Origin of the sequence: Paenibacillus caseinilyticus (assembly GCF_027533645.1) — a bacterium.
GTDB lineage: Bacteria > Bacillota > Bacilli > Paenibacillales > NBRC-103111 > Paenibacillus_G > Paenibacillus_G caseinilyticus.
The window spans coordinates 334,591-351,266 of sequence record NZ_JAQAGY010000005.1 but is presented as its reverse complement, the minus strand read 5'-3'; the positions used below and the strand labels follow the sequence as shown (position 1 = coordinate 351,266).

Here is a 16,676-nt window from a genome sequence, read left to right as displayed (position 1 = left end):
TCCCTCGCTGACTTCGGCAGCCCGGCTGTCATGCTTTCGCGTTAGACCCGTGGCTTTGCGTCCCATGCTTTCGCATGGTTTGCTTTTTTCGATCGTTCTATTATAGTTTTCGACATATATCTGCAAAATCCTCCTTTTTTCCTCCTAAATTCCTAGTGGTAAAAACATGGATCTCTCATAAAAAAACGGTCCCCCGGAAGGCTCCGTGAGACCGTCTTCTACCGCTCCGTTATCCGTCTAATTCCGGTTGCCTCCGGCAATGGCTGCCAGGAAACGGAGAATGTACAGGAACAGGTTAATGAAATTCAAGTACAGGTTGAGCGCGGCGAGCGGCACTTCTTCCGTTTCCACCCCGTCCCGGTATTGGGACACGTCATAGAGCACCCATCCGCTGAAAATCAGGATGCCCAGCGTGGACCACAAAAGGTTGACGGCCGGCCCCATCGATACGAACATCCCGATCAAGCTCATGAGGATAAGGCCGATCGTGCCGGCGAAGAGGAAGCCGCCGAGGAACGAGAAGTTCCGCTGGGAGCGGTGCGCATACCAGGCCAGGCCCCCGAAGATCGCCGCGGTGGCGAAGAAGGCGCCCGATACGACGTTCGCGCCGAGCACGCCCCCGTAATGTTGAATGACCGGGTACAAGGCCACGCCGGAGATGCCGGTGAAGGCATAGAGGAACCCATACCCGATGTGCTTGCCCCTCATCCGGAGGACGAACGCCGCTACAAGCATGAGGAGCTCGGCCACGATGAAGGCCGGAACAAGTGCGGGCGGGACGAAGGCGGCGCCAACCAGCGTGCCCACGAAGGATACGAGCAGCGACAGGGAGAAGATGCGCAGGACGTGCGAGAAGCTTCCCCGGTCCGAATACGTTAATGTTTGCTGCATAGTGCAGGGCCCCTTTCCAGAGCTAGAATTTCTTTCATTATCTTGTCTATTGTATATTACGTCAATATGCCCGTTATGCCTGCCCTTCTATCCTTGTTTGAGAGCAGACAAGCCCGGGTAAATACATAGCGTAAACGTGACAGGGCCGCTGGAACAAGGGCTCCACAATCCAAATGACGGTATGGGAGGTTATTCAAATGAGCAAGCAAATTGTCGGTGTATTCAATACAGAGGAAGAAGCGATTCGCGTTATTGACCAGCTGAAAGATCAGGGGTACAGTGCCGATGATATCTCGGTAGTCGGCAAGAACCGCGGCGGTCTCGATCATATCGAGGATGAGACGGGTTCCAAGGCGGAGGAAGGCGTCGCTACCGGTGCCGCAGCCGGCGGGATGCTTGGCGGAGTAACCGGCCTGCTGGCAGGGATTGGAGCGCTCGCGATCCCGGGTGTAGGCCCGATTATCGCAGCCGGCCCGATTGCAGCCGCTCTGACAGGCGCAGCTGTAGGGGCAGGCGCAGGCGGGATCGTCGGCGGCTTGATCGGCCTCGGCATTCCGGAAGACGAAGCGCGCGACTATGACGCCTACGTACAAGAAGGCAAGATCCTTGTGCTCGTCGAATCCAATGCGGTACGCGACGAGAATGCCTTCGGGACGTTCCGTTCCAACAACTCGCTGAACGCGGACCGGTACGGCTCGGATTATTCGTACCGCTCGGACAGTGACAGCGCTCTGGAGCGCGCCGGCGATGCGATCAGCCGTACGGCGGACCGTGCAGGCGACGCCGTAGAACGCGGCTGGGAGAAGACGAAGGATGCCGTGAAGGGCGCCGCGGATAAAACGGCGAATGCCGTAGACCGTCTGGACGGCGAAGTGGACCGCCCCTACACCGGTAGTGCGGATGCCGCTAACGTCAGCGTATACGGCCAGTCTCTGGACGGTACGGCGACAGCTGACCTGAACCGCACGAATCTGGACTCCCCGCTGAACGAGACCGATACGGAGCGCGAGCTGCGTCTGCGCGAAGAGCGTCTGCAGGTCGATAAGGAGCGCGTGCAGTCCGGTGAGGTCAGCGTACGCAAAGAAATCATCGAGGACCAGAAGACGATCAATGTGCCGGTGAGCCGCGAGGAAGTGTACATCGAGCGCCGCGATGTGACCGATGGCCGCACGGACAATACGCCGCTGGGCGAAGAAGAAGTCATCCGCATTCCGGTAACGGAAGAGCGCGTCGAGGTGACGAAAAAACCGGTAGTGACCGGCGAAGTCGCCATCGGCAAACGGGAAGTCACCGAGACGCAGCAGGTGTCGGATACGGTGAAGCGCGAGGAAGCCGTAGTCGACAGAACGGGCGACACAACGGTCAAAGGCGATCTCGTCGACTCCGACGACAAGCTGCTGAACCGCAACCGCCGCTAAACCCAGGCAACGGATGCTGCGGCATCCATGCCTCCACACCCAAAAGCAGTTCCCCAAGGCGGGGAACTGCTTTTGGGTGTGGAGCCGGCCGCTTCTGCGTCTGCGGAACAGGCGGCACTCGGTAAGGCAGGTCCCGCCGACCGGTCCGGCCTGCGGAAGGATCCGGCTTACTTCGGGCCGCATCGCGTCCTTACCCTGGGGCCCCTTACTCTCCCGCCGATACGCTGCCTGCATACAAATTGCCGGCAGGGAACCGCACGTTCCCGCTTGCCGCTGCGGTGGATGCCCCCCTTCTGGAATATTTTTTCTCCGGTGCGGTGAACCTTACTAAGGCAGGCATAGTAAAAAGGCACCAGCCGGCGGTTCAACCGGCAGGTGCCTTCCTATTCATGCTGGGTTACTTCGGATCCTGGAAGGTGACCGATCCGACCACCTGTCCGATCCGCTGCCACAGCGCATCGGTCTTCACCGCGTCATTGACCCGCACTTCCATCGTGTAGACGATGCCGTTCTTCTCGAACACATACTGATTCAGCGTGTACGGGATATCGCTGCTCACGTACTGCAGGGCGAACTTCTTCACCGTCAGTCCGAGGAGCGGTTCATCGGTCAGCGTATATACATAATCCGCATCGATCTCGTGGTTCTTCTTATGCTCCGCTTCGATAGCGCCCACGGTATCGGACAGGCTGCCGTTCTCATCGGCAGACAGCTTAATGCTGCCTCCGTTGAAATAGAACGAACGGCTGCGGGCCATGAGGCTGCTGTAAGCGGAATAGTAGTCCTCGAGATCCTCGGGATCGAAGCTGTTCCAAGCTTCCGGCACGATAATCGAATAACCGTATTTCTCATTCGTCACGGTAACCGTATCGCTGTCCTTCAGCAGCTCGTTCTCATCCTGGATGAATCCAATGGAGGCATTCATGCCGTTCTTCGGGAAGTGGACGGAAGCGATCAGGCTGTCGATCGTCTTCTGGGCGGTCTCCGCGCCATCCTTCCCTTCCGCATAATTGAACTGCAGTTCATACTTGTACTTGTCCTTCAGAATATACAAGACCCTGGCATGCTCCCACTCGTCGCCCATCGTGTAGGCGAACTTCTGCTCCAGGGCAGGCACGCCGTCCACCGTCGTCTCCACGGGAGCTTCCACCTGGCGATAGTCTTCCACATACGAGGCTTTGAAGCTCTCCTCATCCCGGGCCGCCCAAGCTTTGACGGTGTCACCGGACGAAGCGGAGCTGATGCGCACCGCGAAGTCCACACCGGACTCCTCGTGATAATAACTCAGTCCTTCGCCGTACCCGTCCTCCCAATCTGCAGGAATATCAAAGGAAAGTCCATACTCCGTCGCAATTGTATTCTTGTCCTGGTAGGAAGAGATGTCCTTCAGCGTCTTATCCCCGGCATCGAAGGACAGCGTGAACGTATCGAGCAGATCTTCGTACAAACTGCGCTTGGCGTTGTTCTGGTAGTTCGTCTCATTCTGGACAACGAGGGTCAGGTAGTAGACCTTGTCTCCCTTGTGGAAGGCTCTCGCCTGGTAATAATAGTCCCCTTTGGTTTTGCCCACCAGTTTGGCGTAAGGCTGGGTCCCGTCTTCCACATACCGCTTCTCAAGCACCGTTTGCGACTTACCGTCCAGCTTGCGAAGCAGTGCGTATGGCGACAGTTCCTTGCTCTGGTCTTCTTCGACGTTGATGCTGATGGCATACTCCTCTTTCGCATCGCGGAAGGTGACGGCGCCTTTGCCGCCGAACTGGTTCATCTGGATCAGGCCCGCAGGATACTTCATCGACCAGCCGTAGTGGCTGTCGCCGATCCGCGTCTTGCCCTGATCCGAATCGATATACGAACCGGCCGCATCCTGGACGAGCTTGACATCGGCCGATTTCACTTCGCCCAGCACCACTTCCACCGTCTTGGACTGGCCGCCGGACAGCAAGACGATATTCACCTTCTCTTCCGGCAAATACTTCTTCAGTGCTTCATTGTAACTGACGAGCGTATGTACACCCGTTTGACCGATGGACTGTACGATATCGCCCTTCTTCACGCCGGCCTTCGCCGCAGGCGAATCGGCCTCCACGTAGGTGACCTCCAGACCGCTTCCCGACGGGATTCCCACGACGGCTTCCCAGCTCTCGCTGAGCTCGAGGCCAAGATAAGGACGCTTGACCTTGCCGTACTTGAAGAAATGATCGAGCACATGCTGCACGGTATCGACCGGGATCGCAAACCCGAGGCTGTCGACGCCCTGCTCCACGAACTTCAGCGTGTTGATGCCGATGACCTGGCCTTTCATATTCACCAGCGCCCCGCCGCTGTTGCCGGGGTTGATCGCCGCATCCGTCTGGATCAGGCTGTATGACGACTGCACCGAACGCTCCATCCCGCTCACGATCCCCGAGGTGACCGAGTTGCGCAGGGCGAAGGAGAGCGGCGTCCCGATCGCCATCACGGGCTCCCCTACCTGAATGTCCGAAGGGGAAGCGAACGTGGCCGGCGTCAGGCCCGCAGCTTCGATCTTCACGAGAGCCAGATCGCTCTCTTCATCATAGTGGGTTGTCCGCCCTGCATAGGACTTGCCGTCCGAAGTGACGACGGTAATATTGTGCATATCTTTCACGACATGGGCGTTAGTCAGGATATACCCCTCGCTGCGCACAATGACTCCCGTTCCATGCGCGAGCTGATAACGGCTCTCCACTTTCTTGTCTTCGCCCGGCCTGCCGATGATCGCCACGACCGAGGAAGTGGTCTTCTGGATGACCGCCGCGTTCGAGCTGTTCCCTGCCGCGGCGCTGTCCGCGAAGACTACCGTCGGCCCTGCCAAAGTAACCAGGAGCACGGCTGCTGTCGCCGCCTTGATTACTTTCGTACCCCATCTTCTTGTTGTCTTCATCTTACGTTAATTCTCCCCGCCTCAAGTTTCCATAGCTACTAAAATCTATCACAGCGAAGTAGGCTTGGCAATAGAATTTATAGGTCTTAAGGCCTGGTATTATTCACCTAATTCCAGTGTTTCTCGATCTTCTGTCCCGAAATAGAGGAATACCGGAGGAACTGTATTGCTTTTGGGAAGAGCGGCCCCTATAATACATTAATGATAATGATAATTATTCTCGATTAAATACAGTAAAGGAATCCGCCGAACATGAAATCCATGTCCGTACCCTGCTCTTCTCCTGCCGCCGGCCAGGGCGCAAGAAGCCTGACACGGCACAGCGCCGTCTTCCTCGCCGCGGTGCTGGCCTTACTCGCGGCCATGTTCTTCGCCGTATCGTTCGGCGCCAAGGACATGACGTTCGGCACGGTCTGGGAAGCCGTCGCCGCTTATGATCCGGCTCTGCCCGCGCACCAGATCATCCACGAGCTGCGCCTGCCGCGCGTACTCGGCGCCGCCCTGCTCGGCGCCGCCTTCGCCGCTGCCGGGGCGCTCATGCAGGGCGTCACCCGCAACCCCCTGGCCGACTCGGGCCTGCTCGGGATCAACTCGGGCGCGATGCTGGCTGTAGCGCTCAGCTTCGCCTTCTTCCCGAATCTGCCCTACGGCACGCTCATTGCGCTCTCCTTCGGCGGGGCCGCGTGCAGCACCTTGTTCATCTTCCTGCTGGGCTCCGCGGCCCCGGGCGGCTTGACGCCTCTGCGGCTGACGGTGGCAGGCTCGGTTGTCGCCGCCCTGCTCGGCTCCCTGACCGCCGGGATCGCCATCTACTACGAATTAAGCCAGGATCTCGCCTTCTGGTACGCGGGAGGAGCCGCGGGCGTGAAGTGGTTCCATCTGCGCCTGCTGCTGCCGGTCGTTCTCGGGACCTTGGTCTGCATCCTGCCCTTATCCCGCTCCATCTCGATCCTCTCCCTCGGGGAAGAAACCGCCGTGAATCTCGGGATCCGTACCCGCCGGACCCGCGTGCTGGCCATCGGGGCAGCGGTGCTCCTCGCCGGCGCAGCGGTGTCCGCAGTCGGTCCGGTGGGGTTCGTGGGGCTCGTCATCCCGCATATGGCGCGTAAGCTGACGGGCACGGATTATAAGCGGGTGCTCCCGCTGTCCGCCCTGCTCGGCGCCCTCCTCCTGGTACTCGCGGATCTGGCCTCCCGGGCCGCCGATCCGCCGAGGGAACTGGCGATCGGCGTGATGGTGGCGATGATCGGCGTTCCTTTCTTCCTGTACCTCGCCCGTCAAGAAAGGAGCGGTCTCTGACATGCCCTCGTTATCCGCCAAAGGAAAGCGGGCCTGGAGGACGGGGGCCATACTGGCGGCGCTGGGCGCCTGCGCCGTGCTCCTCTCCATCAATACCGGGACGATGCGCATCCCGCCGCTCAGCGTGCTGCGGACGCTCTTCGGCTTCGGCACGCCGGACGAGTCTCTCGTCCTGTTCGAATACCGGCTTCCCCGCATCCTCGTGACCGCTCTGGCCGGGATCGGGCTCGGGCTCTCCGGAGCCATCCTGCAGGGCGTCTCGCGCAATGCGCTGGCGGACCCCGGCATCCTGGGGCTGCATGCCGGTGCCGGATTCGGGCTCATGGTCTATATCTCCTTCTTCACCGCGATGAAGGGGCCGGCCGCGCTGCTCATTCCGCTCTTCACCTTCGCCGGTGCGGTCACGGCCGCCCTGCTCATCGTGCTCCTGGCCCATGACCGCACCCGCGGACTGCTGCCCGTCCGGCTGATCCTCACCGGCATCGCGGTCGCCGCCGGGTTCGGCGCCCTGACGCTCTTCCTCTCGCTGAAGCTCGACGAAGACACGTACGCGTTCGCCTCCCGGTGGCTGGCCGGCAGCGTCTGGGGGCGCAGCCCGGAGCATGCGGCGGCCCTCCTCCCGTGGATGGCCGTCATCGTCCCGTATGCCCTGACCCGGGCCCGGTTCCTGAACGCCTTCTCCCTCGGCGACGAAGCGGCCGCCGGGATCGGGCTGCCGGTCCGCCGGCAGCGCATCCTGCTGCTCCTGACCGCCGTTGCGCTCTCCAGCGCCAGCGTCGCCATGGCCGGCGGGATCGGCTTCATCGGCCTGCTCGCGCCGCATCTGGCCCGCCGGCTCGCCGGGCCGCAGCATCAGCACCTGCTGCCCTTGGCCGGTCTCATCGGGCTGGTCGTTCTCGTCACGGCCGATACGATAGGCCGGTCGCTGTTCCTGCCGGCATCCATCCCTGCAGGGGTCGTAGTGGCGGCCGTGGGAGCGCCCTATTTTCTGTATCTGCTTGTCCGCACCAAGTAATAACACCCAGAAGGAGACCTCAACTCATGATGAAATCCCTATCCCTAATGAAGACAAAACCCGCTCTGATCCTCGGCATCCTCTCCCTGCTCGCCCTGTCCGCTTGCGGTTCGCCGGCGGCCCAGCCTGCAGCGACAAGCCCGCAGCCCCAAGCCGCCGCAGGGCAGCCTGCCGCTGCAGAGCCGCGGATCGCTTCGCTGTCGATCCACTTGACGAACAACCTGCTCGCCCTTGGGATTACGCCCGTCGGCTCCGTACTCGGAGGGAAGGCCAAGGACTTCCTGCCCCATGTGGCGGACCGCCTTCAGAATACGAAGAAGCTGGGCGTAGCCGCCGAGCCTGATATGGAAGCCCTCCTGGCGCTCAAGCCGGAGACGATCTATGCGGATGAAGCCTTCGCCGGCAAAGACATCTCGAGCTATAAGAACATCGCGCCGACCGAGGTGATCTCGCTCGACCAGGGAACCTGGCGCGACCACCTCAAGACGATAGGCAAGAATGTGCACCGGGAAGCGCAAGCCGATGCCTTCATCGCGGATTACGCGAAGCAGGCCGAGAAGGTCAAGGGGCTCATCGCCAATAAGCTCGCCGGCGGCACGGCCATGGCGATCCGCGTCTCGGCCAAAGAACTCCGGGTCATGGGCATGGCGCGGCCGCTCGGTCCACTTCTGTTCCAGGATCTCGGCCTGAAGCCGGCCCAAGGAGTCGAGAAGATCAACAAAGCGTATGAGACTGTCTCCCAGGAAGTGCTGCCGGACTACAATCCGGACGCGATCTTCGTGATCGTCAATGTCGAGGACGACGCAAAGAAAGTATTCGAACAGCTGCAGGCCAACCCGCTGTGGCAGGGGCTGAAGGCCGTGAAGGCGGGCCAGGTTTACCTGATCCCCGAGCAGCCTTGGCTTGACTATTCCGCCCTCGGCAGCAAGATGGCGCTGGATGAAGCGGAGAAGCTGTTCGCGAAATAAGAGGGCACAACGGCCGCAGGCCGAAGTCGCATAGCCATAGCAAAAAAGCGGTCTCGGAGTCTCTTCCGGACCGCTTTTTTGTTTACATGCACACCACCGTATTGCGCCCCTTCCGCTTCGCCATATACAAGCTCCGGTCGGCCCGCTTCAGCATGGACGGGATGTCGTCGCGATCTCCGTTCCATACCGTGATGCCGAGCGAGACCGTCACGCGGATCGGCCCGCCCGCTCCCGCTTCGAACGCGTGGCCCGCAATGCGGGAGCGCAGTCGCTCCGCGAAGGCGGCTCCATCCTCCAGCCCGGTATCGGGCTGCAGTACGATGAATTCTTCTCCGCCGAAGCGGCCTGCGAGATCCGAAGGCCCGGCCGTATCGCGAAGGATCCGGCTCACCTCGGTGAGTACGATATCTCCGGTATCGTGGCCGTACGTATCGTTGATCTTTTTGAAATGATCGATGTCGAGCAGCACCACGGCGAGCTTCCTCTGGGCTGCCGCATGCCGGTACATCCACTCGTTGATGCTCCGGCGGTTGTTCAGTCCCGTCAAAAAATCCGTGCGCGCCTCCGCTTCCTTCATTGCATTGAGCTCGCCGAGCTGCCGGATCGTCCGCTCCAGCTCTTCCTTGTGGTACAGGTTCTCCCGGTGCAGCCGTTCGAGCTCCTGGTTCGAACGGGACACGATGCCGAGCAGCTTCTCATAATCCAGAATCGCCAGCACTTGACGGGCCAGGACGAGCAGCGTGGTCGCAATCATCCCAAGCCACAGCGGCGTGCGAACCATCTCCGTGAGGAGCATGCAGCCGATCAGCACACAAGCCGCAAGGTACGGCATCAGCGTCTGTACGCGGTGCTCGATCCGCACTCCCCCTTGCGGCGGCGGGACACCTGCGGGGGCAGCGGCCGGAAGCACCGAGGCCATTGCCATCAAGTGCAGCGCCAGCATCCAGATCGGATCGATCAAGTCTCCGGAGGCATAAGTGCCTGCAATATTCCGGATAAAATACAAATGGTTAGCAAGCGACCACAGCCCGACGGCCGCGATGCTGCACAGTTCGCCGAACTCCCTGCGGCCGCGCTCGCGGTAGCGGAGGTAGAACAGCAGACTCCCGGTCCATCCTCCTGCAGACAGGACCGGATACAGGAGGGAGATCACCTTGGCCCCGAGCTCGCCGTCCGGGGAATACGTCAAATGGGGAGAAAGCAGAAAATGCCATTCCAGGGTGCTCGCCACCGTCATGATGATCACCAAATCGAAGAGCACACGAAGCGTAGCCGCCTTATTCGTATGATTCTGAGAATAGACAATAGCGATAAAATAGAAGATCGGCACAGCCAGATAGAACGCATCGCCGAGCGACAGCATCGGATTATGGCCCTGCCAAGCCAAGAGGTCGCTGCCCCGCCAGATCGTCTCGGCTGCGAAGTAGAAGCAGCTTCCAATGAAGAAGAAGGTCCAGCGCCGCCGCTCTCCCTTCTCCTTGGAACGCAGCCCCTTCCAAAGGATCCACAGCGCTGCGGCCATACCGAGCGGGGAGACAATATCCGAGACCGTCCCCTTCCAGCCGGCCGGCACGGCCAGCAGCAATCCATAGTATAGCGGCGTGTATGCCGCAATAAACGTCACAACGGCTCGCAGAAAAAACGGTGACAATCTTCGGGCGTATTGAGCTTCCTTATCCATGTAGTCATCATGCCCTTCGGGTGGTCGGAATGGTCGTGTCGTCTCCATAATACTACTGTCCTTCCATACTACTGCCCTTCGTCCCGGAAAGCAATGAAAACATAGGCCATTGTACCCACTCGCCTCCATTGTAATGTCTTCCATTCCTTCAGCAGAGCCGTATGCCAAGATAAACGGCTTCGCCGTCTTTTAAGGACGATGCGCGTTTATAAGATATATAAGATGGCAGGATCGAGCCCTGGCGAGATAAATTCTTATATATCAAAAAAGCCGCAGCCCGAAAAATCCGGATTGCAGCTTGTACGGAAGGGGGGTGCCGGGATCGGCCCTAGCGCTTTTTCATACCGAAAAACTCGCAGGTTCCCCGCGGGTGGTAAGCTAATTCGGAGACGCCCGACTGGATGACGACCGTCGTCTCATCGAACCGGATGACGCATCCTCCCGCATCGATAATATGATCGTCCTTGAATACCCGGATCGGCACGCGGCGGTCCAATGCTTCCTGAAAATCCTCATCCGTCTCTAGACGGCGGTTATAGGCCATGGCTGGAATTCTCCTTATTGGGATAAAAATGGTGTGTCCCCCGCTGTCGCCGGAGGTCCCTTCACCAAAATACCATGTCCCGCCCCAAATGCCAAGCCGCGGAGGCCGCCGCATTCCCATTCCGGGTACGGAGCTGACGCAGCCTTTTTTTGGGATAGAGCTCTTGCAAATAATACGAATTCGTAGTATCCTGACAGTAGAATATATTACCATATCGTAGCAATTGGAGGATCTCATCATGGAACAGCTGTTGGAGCTATTCTTAAGGAACGGACTGCGTCCGCTGAGCCTGTTCGCCGATGCCGCCGACCTTGAGAAGAAAGTGACCCGCTCCGAGCTGACCGCGCTGCTGCTCATTCTTCTTCGGGGGGAGCTCACGATGTCCGAGCTGGCCGTTCAGCTCGGCGCCCCGCTCAGCACCTTGACCTCGCTCGCGAAGCGTCTTGAGAAGAAGGGCCTGATCGCCCGCAGGCCCTCGCCCGTCGACCAGCGGATTACGCTGGTGGACCTGACGGCGGAAGGCCGGGACATGGCTTCCCGGGCGAAGGGGATGATGGCTGCTTACCTGAAGCGCATCGAGGACATCCTGACCCCCCAGGAGATGAACCAATTCTTCACCCTCTTCATTAAGGTGGCCAAGGCAATGCAGGAAGGAGGCAGCACCGAGCACGCTGCCGACGCGAAGCCGGCCGTTCGGAAGATCTTCATAGAAGACTGATGAACCTGAAGAGGACTGAGACTTGGAGAGAAACGAACATGCTGGGAGAGGACGGAAGGGCGGCCTCTTTTTTTGCCCAATTAGTACGAAATCGTAATAATCAAAGGAGCGGATGATCATGCGCATTCTCATCTATACAGGTAAAGGCGGCGTCGGCAAGACGAGTACGGCCGCAGCCACCGCAGTGAAGCTGGCTGCCGAAGGCTGCCGCACGCTCATCATGAGCACGGACGCCGCGCACAGCCTCTCCGATTCGTTCGGGATTCCGCTCGGCAGCGAGCCCGTTCCTGTGGCGGAGAACCTCTGGGCACAGGAGATCGACTCCCTCCGGGAGACCGAGAAGCGCTGGGGTTCGGTCCAAAGCTGGCTGCAGGGCATGATGCAATGGGCGAAGCTCAGCGACATCACGACAGAGGAGATGCTCGTCTTCCCGGGACTCGAAGAGCTCTTCAGCCTCCTGCGGATCAAGGAGCATGCGGCCAGCGGCCGGTACGACTGCCTCATCGTCGACTGTGCGCCTACCGGGGAGACGATCCGGCTGCTCAGCTACCCGCAGCTCCTCGGCTGGTGGGTCGAGAAGATCTTCCCTTACGAGCGCAAGCTCGTCAAGCTCGCAAGGCCTCTCGCCAAAGCCGTGACCCGGGGCGGGCTGGAGCTGCCGAGCGACCAGGTGCTGGACTCCATCGAATCCTTCGTCCGTGAGCTGGAAGAGCTGCAGGGACTGCTCTTGGATCCGGATACCACCACGGTCCGGATCGTCATCAACCCCGAGAAGATGGTCGTTGCGGAAGCCCGGCGCACCTTCACGTACCTGAACCTGTTCGGCTTCCGCACCGATGCCGTCATCGTGAACCGCGTGCTGCCCGAAGAGGCCGGTACGGGCTACTGGGCAGCATGGCGCGAGGTCCACGGGAAGTACGAGGAGGAGATCCGCCACTGCTTCGCCCCTCTGCCCATCCTCCGTGTTCCGCTGATGCCTTCGGAGGTGCATGGACTGGAGATGCTGCGGCGGGTCGGTGAAGCGGCCTTCGCAGGTCACGACCCCCGCGGGGTGCTCTACCAGGGGCGGATTCAGGAACTGCGCACCGAGAACGGGGAGCGGTTCCTCGATATTGCCCTGCCCTTCGCCGCCAAGGAAGAGCTGCAGCTCAGCCAGAAGGGCGATGAGCTGACGATACAGGCGGGTCCGTACAAACGCAAAGTGCTGCTGCCCCGCATGCTGCTTGGCTGCCCGATCGCCGGTGCGCGGTTTGCAGGCGAGAAGCTCTCGATCCGCTTCGGCGAGAGAGCCGCCGACCATTAAGACAAGGAGGTGATACTTATGCGCCGAACACCGATATCCGCCCGCCTGCTGGATAAGCTGATGGATGTTCAGGAGGAGTTGTTCCATGAAGCTCTTCCCGAGAAGGCCCGCTCCCACTTTCGCTCCGCGAGGCGGGAAGCCCTGCTCGGCCTCCGGGCCCTGCTCGACGAAGCCATCGAACAGACGCAGGAAACGACCGATTCTAAAAATGCGCCCGAGAACCGCGGCGGGAGCAGCAAGATTGCGATAGACGAGTGAGTAAGAGCCCTGACTTAGAAACTTGAGAGAGACGGTGATCTTATGTTGACGACCGCTTCACCCGCCCGGCCTGCCCGAGGGACGCTTCGCTATTATTCCTTTGCCTCCTGGCTGTTCGTGCTGCTCGGCCTGCTGCACAATGTCGTATTCGTTCTCCGCTCCTCGATGAATCCCGCGGTCCGGGTACAGAATCCGGTCATCCAAAGCATGGAGGATTATAAGATCGAATTGTTCGGCACGCACACCATGCTGCAGTTCTATGAGGGCTTCAGCCTGACCATGGGCTGCCTCTTCCTTCTGCTGGGCTTCATGAACGTGCTCGTCTCCCGCTCCCTTCCGCTTCCTGCCCTGAGAAGCGCCGCCCTGTTCAACGCATTCGCCTGCCTCGTCCTTACCGCGCTGTCCCTGGTCTATTTTCACCTACTCGCCACCTCCTTCCTTCTGCTGTCCCTGCTGGGGTATGCGCTGTTCTATATAATGACGCGTGGCAGGGCGGCCCGCAGCTGAAGAAGGCTGCGCGCTGGAGAGCGGGCCTGGGCACCGAAGGAATGGACATCGAGGCCAAGAGGCTGCGGTTCCGCATCCTGAGCCCCAAGAGAGACTGAACCCGCTTCAAACAGCAGCAAGCCCGTCCTGCCGGGGTGGCGGAACGGGCTTGTTTGCTTGTCATATGGACTTCAGGCTATATGGCGGCAGGCAGCGCCTAACTTTCGTTCATTAGGCAGCGGGCGCAATCAACCTTCCCAGCCCGTACGGGTAACCTCCGCATAGAAGCGGTGGAACTCCTCGATGTTCAACTGCTGGGCGGCATCGGACAGGGCGGTAGCCGGGTCCGGGTGAACTTCCACCATGATACCGTCGGCGCCGGCAGCTATCGCGGCTTTGGCGCATGGGGCAAGGATGTCTTTGCGCCCCGTGGAATGGGTCACATCGACGAGCACCGGCAGGTGGCTCTCCTGCTTGAGGATCGGCACCGCCGAGATATCGAGCGTATTGCGCGTCGCTCTCTCGTAGGTACGGATGCCCCGCTCGATGAGCATGACCTGCGTGTTCCCGCCGGCGACGATGTATTCCGCCGCATGCAGGAACTCGTCGATCGTAGCCGCCAGGCCGCGCTTCAGCAGGATCGGGATGCGCACCTCGCCCGCCGCTTTCAGCAGCTCGAAGTTCTGCATGTTCCGTGCTCCGATCTGGATGACGTCGATGTATTCGGAAGCAATCCCGATATGGGCCGGGTCGACGATCTCGCTGATCGTCTTCAGGCCGAACTCGCTTGCGACTTCCTTGAGGATCTTGAGCCCTTCGATCCCTAGCCCCTGAAAATCATACGGCGACGTCCGAGGCTTGAACGCGCCTCCGCGCATCACCGATACCCCTGCTTCCTTCAGCGCGGCCGCCACCTGGCGCACCTGTTCGTAGCTCTCGACCGAGCATGGGCCCGCTACCATCACCGGGCGGCCGCCCCCTACCGCCGCATCGCCCAGCTGGACGATGGTGCTTTCCTGCTGCTTCTTGCGCGACACGAGAAGCTGCTTCTTATGACCCGTCTGCTGCAGGTCCAGCGAAGCCTGGAAGATCTGCTTGAACAGATGGCGGACCGTCTCATGGGTGAACGGTCCCTTATTGCGGGAGACGAGCTCCTCCAGCATCGCTTTCTCCCGGACGGGATCGAACTTCGGTACGCCCTGCTTTTCCTTCTCCTGGCCGATCTCCTGGACGATCCTCGCCCGTTCCGACAGCAGCTCCAGCATGACCCCGTTGATCTCGTCCAGTCTTCCTCTTAGCTCATCCAGCCTCGTTTGTCCCATTGTACCTGAACACTCCTTCGCTCTCTACTCGGATTTTTATGAAAACACAAAAACTCCCCGCCGCAAGGGACGAGGAGCCGTGGTACCACCCTTATTAGAAAGAGCCTTCTGCCGCCCGCCGGACGGAAAGAGCTTCCTTCTCACTTTCAGCCCTTTAACGCAGGGATACGGAGTAACCTAGACGCTTGCCGCAGAGGGCGCACGCTTCAGAAACCGGCTCGGGAGTGAACTTCGGCGGATGGCTGTCGATCGGGTGCTCTCAGTCTCCGGCACGCCGTCCCTGTCATGAACCCATTCCGCTTACTCTTTCCTTCATTGCCTGTAGGATTATTCGCTGTTGACATCGTTCGTGTTGATTTGATCGAATTGTAACCCGGACTCAGACAGCGCGCAAGAACTTGGTTTAACGCAGGTTTGCTTCATAGCAGTGAAGGATTATAGGAATACATGGATATCGGAGAGCGATGAACCGCGGTGCGGCTGGGTTCCGCCCCGGAGCAGTGGTATACTGGAGGCAGCATCGATTACGCGGAAAGCAGGAATGAAGTTATTATGAACGACTCACTCGTCTGGCTGGCCTTTGCCGCCGCATGTATCGTCTTCTATCTCATCAACCGGATCTACCGCCGGAGCGGGCGGCTCGGGCAGGCGGTCAGGGAACTGCAGCGGCTGACTGGCCGCGTGCGGCAGGAAGAAGCCTCCTCGGAGGACCTGGCCGAGTGGAACCGGTGGCTGCAGGCCCTCGAAGCATACCCGTCGGATTATAACCGGCTCAATCAGGACATCGATTTTACCGGAGCGTTCACCGCCTATCTGCAGGCGCATGCTCCCCACGATCCGCGACTTCCTGCCCTGGAAGAAGCGGCGCGGCATCCGAAGGACACGATCTGGGGCATCCGCATTCCGGGGGACAAACGATGAAGCTCAGCGTATTGGATCTGGTCCCCCTTGCACCCGGCGCAGGCAGCGCGGAAGCACTCGGACAAGCCTTGCGGCTCGCGCAGACCGCCGAGCAGCTGGGCTATCACCGCTATTGGGCGGCCGAGCACCATGACCTGCCGAACCTGGCCTGCACCGCGCCGGAAGTGCTCCTTGCGCATATCGGCGCACAGACAAGCTCCATCCGACTCGGCACCGGCGCCCTGCTGCTGCCGCACTATAAGGCAATGAAGGTGGCCGAGACGTTCCACCTGCTCGCCTCCCTCTACCCCGGGCGCATCGACCTCGGCCTCGGCCGGGCCCCGGGCGGGTCCGCCCACGCGGCGATCGCGCTCAGCGGCAATTTCCTGGAGGGTGTCCGTCAGCTGCCGGACACCCTCCGCAGCCTGCTCCAACTGCTCGAAGGCCGCTTCCGGGTGGAGAACGAGCCGGTCACCGCCCGTCCGGTGCCGGACCTCCCTCCCGAAGTCTGGCTGCTCGGCACGAACAGCAAGAGCGCGGCCTTGGCGGCCGAACACGGGACCGGCTATGTGTTCGGCCAGTTCATGAGCGACCAGGATGCCGCTCCGGCGCTGGCCGCCTACCGCCAGGCTTACCGGCCTTCGAAGCTAGCTCCGGCTCCACGGGCGATCGTGGCGGTGGGCGTCGTCTGCGCTGAGACCGAAGCGCAGGCGCTGCGCCTTGCGGCCGAGGGCCGCACAGCTCTCCAGCCGCAGGGGCCCGGCGAAGGCGGTGCGGAAGAAGCCGAGGCGGACCCGGCAGCCGGGCGCAAGCTGATCGCCGGCACCCCCGCGCAGGTCAAAGCCCGCCTGCAGGCCCTGGCAGAGCAGAGCGGAGCAGACGAGCTGATCATCGTCACGCATGTGGCGGATTACGAGCAGCGGCTCCGTTCTTATGCGCTGCTGGCCCAGGCGGTGTGGGGGTAAGCCCCG

At 60.6% G+C, this 16,676-nt stretch carries 15 protein-coding genes and 1 riboswitch; of the genes, 10 read left to right on the top strand and 5 right to left on the bottom strand.

Annotated elements, in window-relative coordinates:
• Positions 1 to 12: 12 nt before the first annotated feature.
• A riboswitch (cyclic di-GMP riboswitch) is annotated at positions 13 to 94 on the bottom strand.
• 143 nt (positions 95 to 237) lie between these two features.
• Entirely contained in the window at positions 238 to 891 is a 654-nt protein-coding gene (locus tag O9H32_RS10725; RefSeq protein ID WP_269866042.1) for a Bax inhibitor-1/YccA family protein, read from the bottom strand.
• A gap of 197 nt (positions 892 to 1,088) precedes the next feature.
• On the opposite strand from O9H32_RS10725, the gene O9H32_RS10720 reads away from it, so the two are divergent.
• Positions 1,089 to 2,309, top strand: a complete 1,221-nt coding sequence (locus O9H32_RS10720; RefSeq protein ID WP_269866040.1) for a YsnF/AvaK domain-containing protein — start codon at positions 1,089 to 1,091, stop codon at positions 2,307 to 2,309.
• 397 nt (positions 2,310 to 2,706) lie between these two features.
• Here the strand turns inward: O9H32_RS10720 and O9H32_RS10715 are convergent, their stop codons facing one another.
• A complete protein-coding gene (locus O9H32_RS10715; RefSeq protein WP_269866039.1) occupies positions 2,707 to 5,211 on the bottom strand; it encodes a trypsin-like peptidase domain-containing protein in 2,505 nt (834 codons plus the stop codon).
• Between the two features lie 363 nt (positions 5,212 to 5,574).
• On the opposite strand from O9H32_RS10715, the gene O9H32_RS10710 reads away from it, so the two are divergent.
• Genes O9H32_RS10710 through O9H32_RS10700 form a run of 3 tightly spaced genes read left to right on the top strand, consistent with a single transcriptional unit; the run spans position 5,575 to position 8,493 of the window.
• Positions 5,575 to 6,510, top strand: coding sequence for a FecCD family ABC transporter permease (locus O9H32_RS10710; protein WP_269866065.1), 936 nt, complete (start codon positions 5,575 to 5,577; stop codon positions 6,508 to 6,510).
• 1 nt (position 6,511) lies between these two features.
• A complete protein-coding gene (locus O9H32_RS10705; RefSeq protein ID WP_269866038.1) occupies positions 6,512 to 7,525 on the top strand; it encodes a FecCD family ABC transporter permease in 1,014 nt (337 codons plus the stop codon).
• Positions 7,526 to 7,572: 47 nt separating this feature from the next.
• The gene (locus tag O9H32_RS10700; protein ID WP_269866037.1) at positions 7,573 to 8,493 is read left to right on the top strand and encodes an ABC transporter substrate-binding protein; all 921 of its coding nucleotides are present in this window, start codon (positions 7,573 to 7,575) and stop codon (positions 8,491 to 8,493) included.
• Positions 8,494 to 8,575: 82 nt separating this feature from the next.
• Here O9H32_RS10700 and O9H32_RS10695 read toward each other — a convergent pair whose 3' ends face one another.
• The gene (locus O9H32_RS10695) at positions 8,576 to 10,144 is read right to left on the bottom strand and encodes a GGDEF domain-containing protein (protein ID WP_269866036.1); all 1,569 of its coding nucleotides are present in this window, start codon (positions 10,142 to 10,144) and stop codon (positions 8,576 to 8,578) included.
• A gap of 358 nt (positions 10,145 to 10,502) precedes the next feature.
• The gene (locus O9H32_RS10690; protein ID WP_269866035.1) at positions 10,503 to 10,718 is read right to left on the bottom strand and encodes a hypothetical protein; all 216 of its coding nucleotides are present in this window, start codon (positions 10,716 to 10,718) and stop codon (positions 10,503 to 10,505) included.
• A gap of 238 nt (positions 10,719 to 10,956) precedes the next feature.
• On the opposite strand from O9H32_RS10690, the gene O9H32_RS10685 reads away from it, so the two are divergent.
• From O9H32_RS10685 to O9H32_RS10670, 4 genes are all read left to right on the top strand, one after another.
• The gene (locus tag O9H32_RS10685) at positions 10,957 to 11,436 is read left to right on the top strand and encodes a MarR family winged helix-turn-helix transcriptional regulator (protein WP_269866034.1); all 480 of its coding nucleotides are present in this window, start codon (positions 10,957 to 10,959) and stop codon (positions 11,434 to 11,436) included.
• A 118-nt stretch (positions 11,437 to 11,554) separates the two neighbouring features.
• Positions 11,555 to 12,739: an ArsA family ATPase gene (locus O9H32_RS10680; RefSeq protein WP_269866033.1), complete on the top strand. Its 1,185-nt coding sequence runs from the start codon at positions 11,555 to 11,557 to the stop codon at positions 12,737 to 12,739.
• Between the two features lie 18 nt (positions 12,740 to 12,757).
• Positions 12,758 to 12,997, top strand: a complete 240-nt coding sequence (locus O9H32_RS10675; RefSeq protein ID WP_269866032.1) for a hypothetical protein — start codon at positions 12,758 to 12,760, stop codon at positions 12,995 to 12,997.
• Positions 12,998 to 13,039: 42 nt separating this feature from the next.
• Positions 13,040 to 13,504 (top strand): LIC_13387 family protein, encoded by a 465-nt coding sequence (locus O9H32_RS10670; protein ID WP_269866031.1) that lies wholly within the window; start codon positions 13,040 to 13,042, stop codon positions 13,502 to 13,504.
• A 227-nt stretch (positions 13,505 to 13,731) separates the two neighbouring features.
• On the opposite strand, the gene O9H32_RS10665 is transcribed toward O9H32_RS10670, so the two are convergent.
• On the bottom strand, positions 13,732 to 14,805 hold the full coding sequence (locus tag O9H32_RS10665) for a bifunctional 3-deoxy-7-phosphoheptulonate synthase/chorismate mutase (RefSeq protein WP_269866030.1): 1,074 nt from the start codon (positions 14,803 to 14,805) through the stop codon (positions 13,732 to 13,734).
• A gap of 552 nt (positions 14,806 to 15,357) precedes the next feature.
• Between O9H32_RS10665 and O9H32_RS10660 the strand changes: the two genes are divergently transcribed.
• Together O9H32_RS10660 and O9H32_RS10655 are read left to right on the top strand one after the other, a co-directional pair.
• Positions 15,358 to 15,726, top strand: a complete 369-nt coding sequence (locus tag O9H32_RS10660; protein WP_269866029.1) for a hypothetical protein — start codon at positions 15,358 to 15,360, stop codon at positions 15,724 to 15,726.
• Positions 15,723 to 16,670, top strand: coding sequence for an MsnO8 family LLM class oxidoreductase (locus O9H32_RS10655; protein ID WP_269866028.1), 948 nt, complete (start codon positions 15,723 to 15,725; stop codon positions 16,668 to 16,670). The genes O9H32_RS10660 and O9H32_RS10655 overlap by 4 nt, the downstream gene beginning before the upstream one ends.
• Positions 16,671 to 16,676: the final 6 nt, after the last annotated feature.

Excerpts from the sequence above, each read along its gene's own strand:
- O9H32_RS10725 (WP_269866042.1), bottom strand. The coding sequence starts at position 891 with ATGCAGCAAACATTAACGTATTCGGACCGGGGAAGCTTCTCGCACGTC.
- O9H32_RS10720 (WP_269866040.1), top strand. The coding sequence starts at position 1,089 with ATGAGCAAGCAAATTGTCGGTGTATTCAATACAGAGGAAGAAGCGATT.
- O9H32_RS10715 (WP_269866039.1), bottom strand. The coding sequence starts at position 5,211 with ATGAAGACAACAAGAAGATGGGGTACGAAAGTAATCAAGGCGGCGACA.
- O9H32_RS10710 (WP_269866065.1), top strand. The coding sequence starts at position 5,575 with ATGTTCTTCGCCGTATCGTTCGGCGCCAAGGACATGACGTTCGGCACG.
- O9H32_RS10705 (WP_269866038.1), top strand. The coding sequence starts at position 6,512 with ATGCCCTCGTTATCCGCCAAAGGAAAGCGGGCCTGGAGGACGGGGGCC.
- O9H32_RS10700 (WP_269866037.1), top strand. The coding sequence starts at position 7,573 with ATGAAGACAAAACCCGCTCTGATCCTCGGCATCCTCTCCCTGCTCGCC.
- O9H32_RS10690 (WP_269866035.1), bottom strand. The coding sequence starts at position 10,718 with ATGGCCTATAACCGCCGTCTAGAGACGGATGAGGATTTTCAGGAAGCA.
- O9H32_RS10685 (WP_269866034.1), top strand. The coding sequence starts at position 10,957 with ATGGAACAGCTGTTGGAGCTATTCTTAAGGAACGGACTGCGTCCGCTG.
- O9H32_RS10680 (WP_269866033.1), top strand. The coding sequence starts at position 11,555 with ATGCGCATTCTCATCTATACAGGTAAAGGCGGCGTCGGCAAGACGAGT.
- O9H32_RS10675 (WP_269866032.1), top strand. The coding sequence starts at position 12,758 with ATGCGCCGAACACCGATATCCGCCCGCCTGCTGGATAAGCTGATGGAT.
- O9H32_RS10670 (WP_269866031.1), top strand. The coding sequence starts at position 13,040 with ATGTTGACGACCGCTTCACCCGCCCGGCCTGCCCGAGGGACGCTTCGC.
- O9H32_RS10665 (WP_269866030.1), bottom strand. The coding sequence starts at position 14,805 with ATGGGACAAACGAGGCTGGATGAGCTAAGAGGAAGACTGGACGAGATC.
- O9H32_RS10660 (WP_269866029.1), top strand. The coding sequence starts at position 15,358 with ATGAACGACTCACTCGTCTGGCTGGCCTTTGCCGCCGCATGTATCGTC.
- O9H32_RS10655 (WP_269866028.1), top strand. The coding sequence starts at position 15,723 with ATGAAGCTCAGCGTATTGGATCTGGTCCCCCTTGCACCCGGCGCAGGC.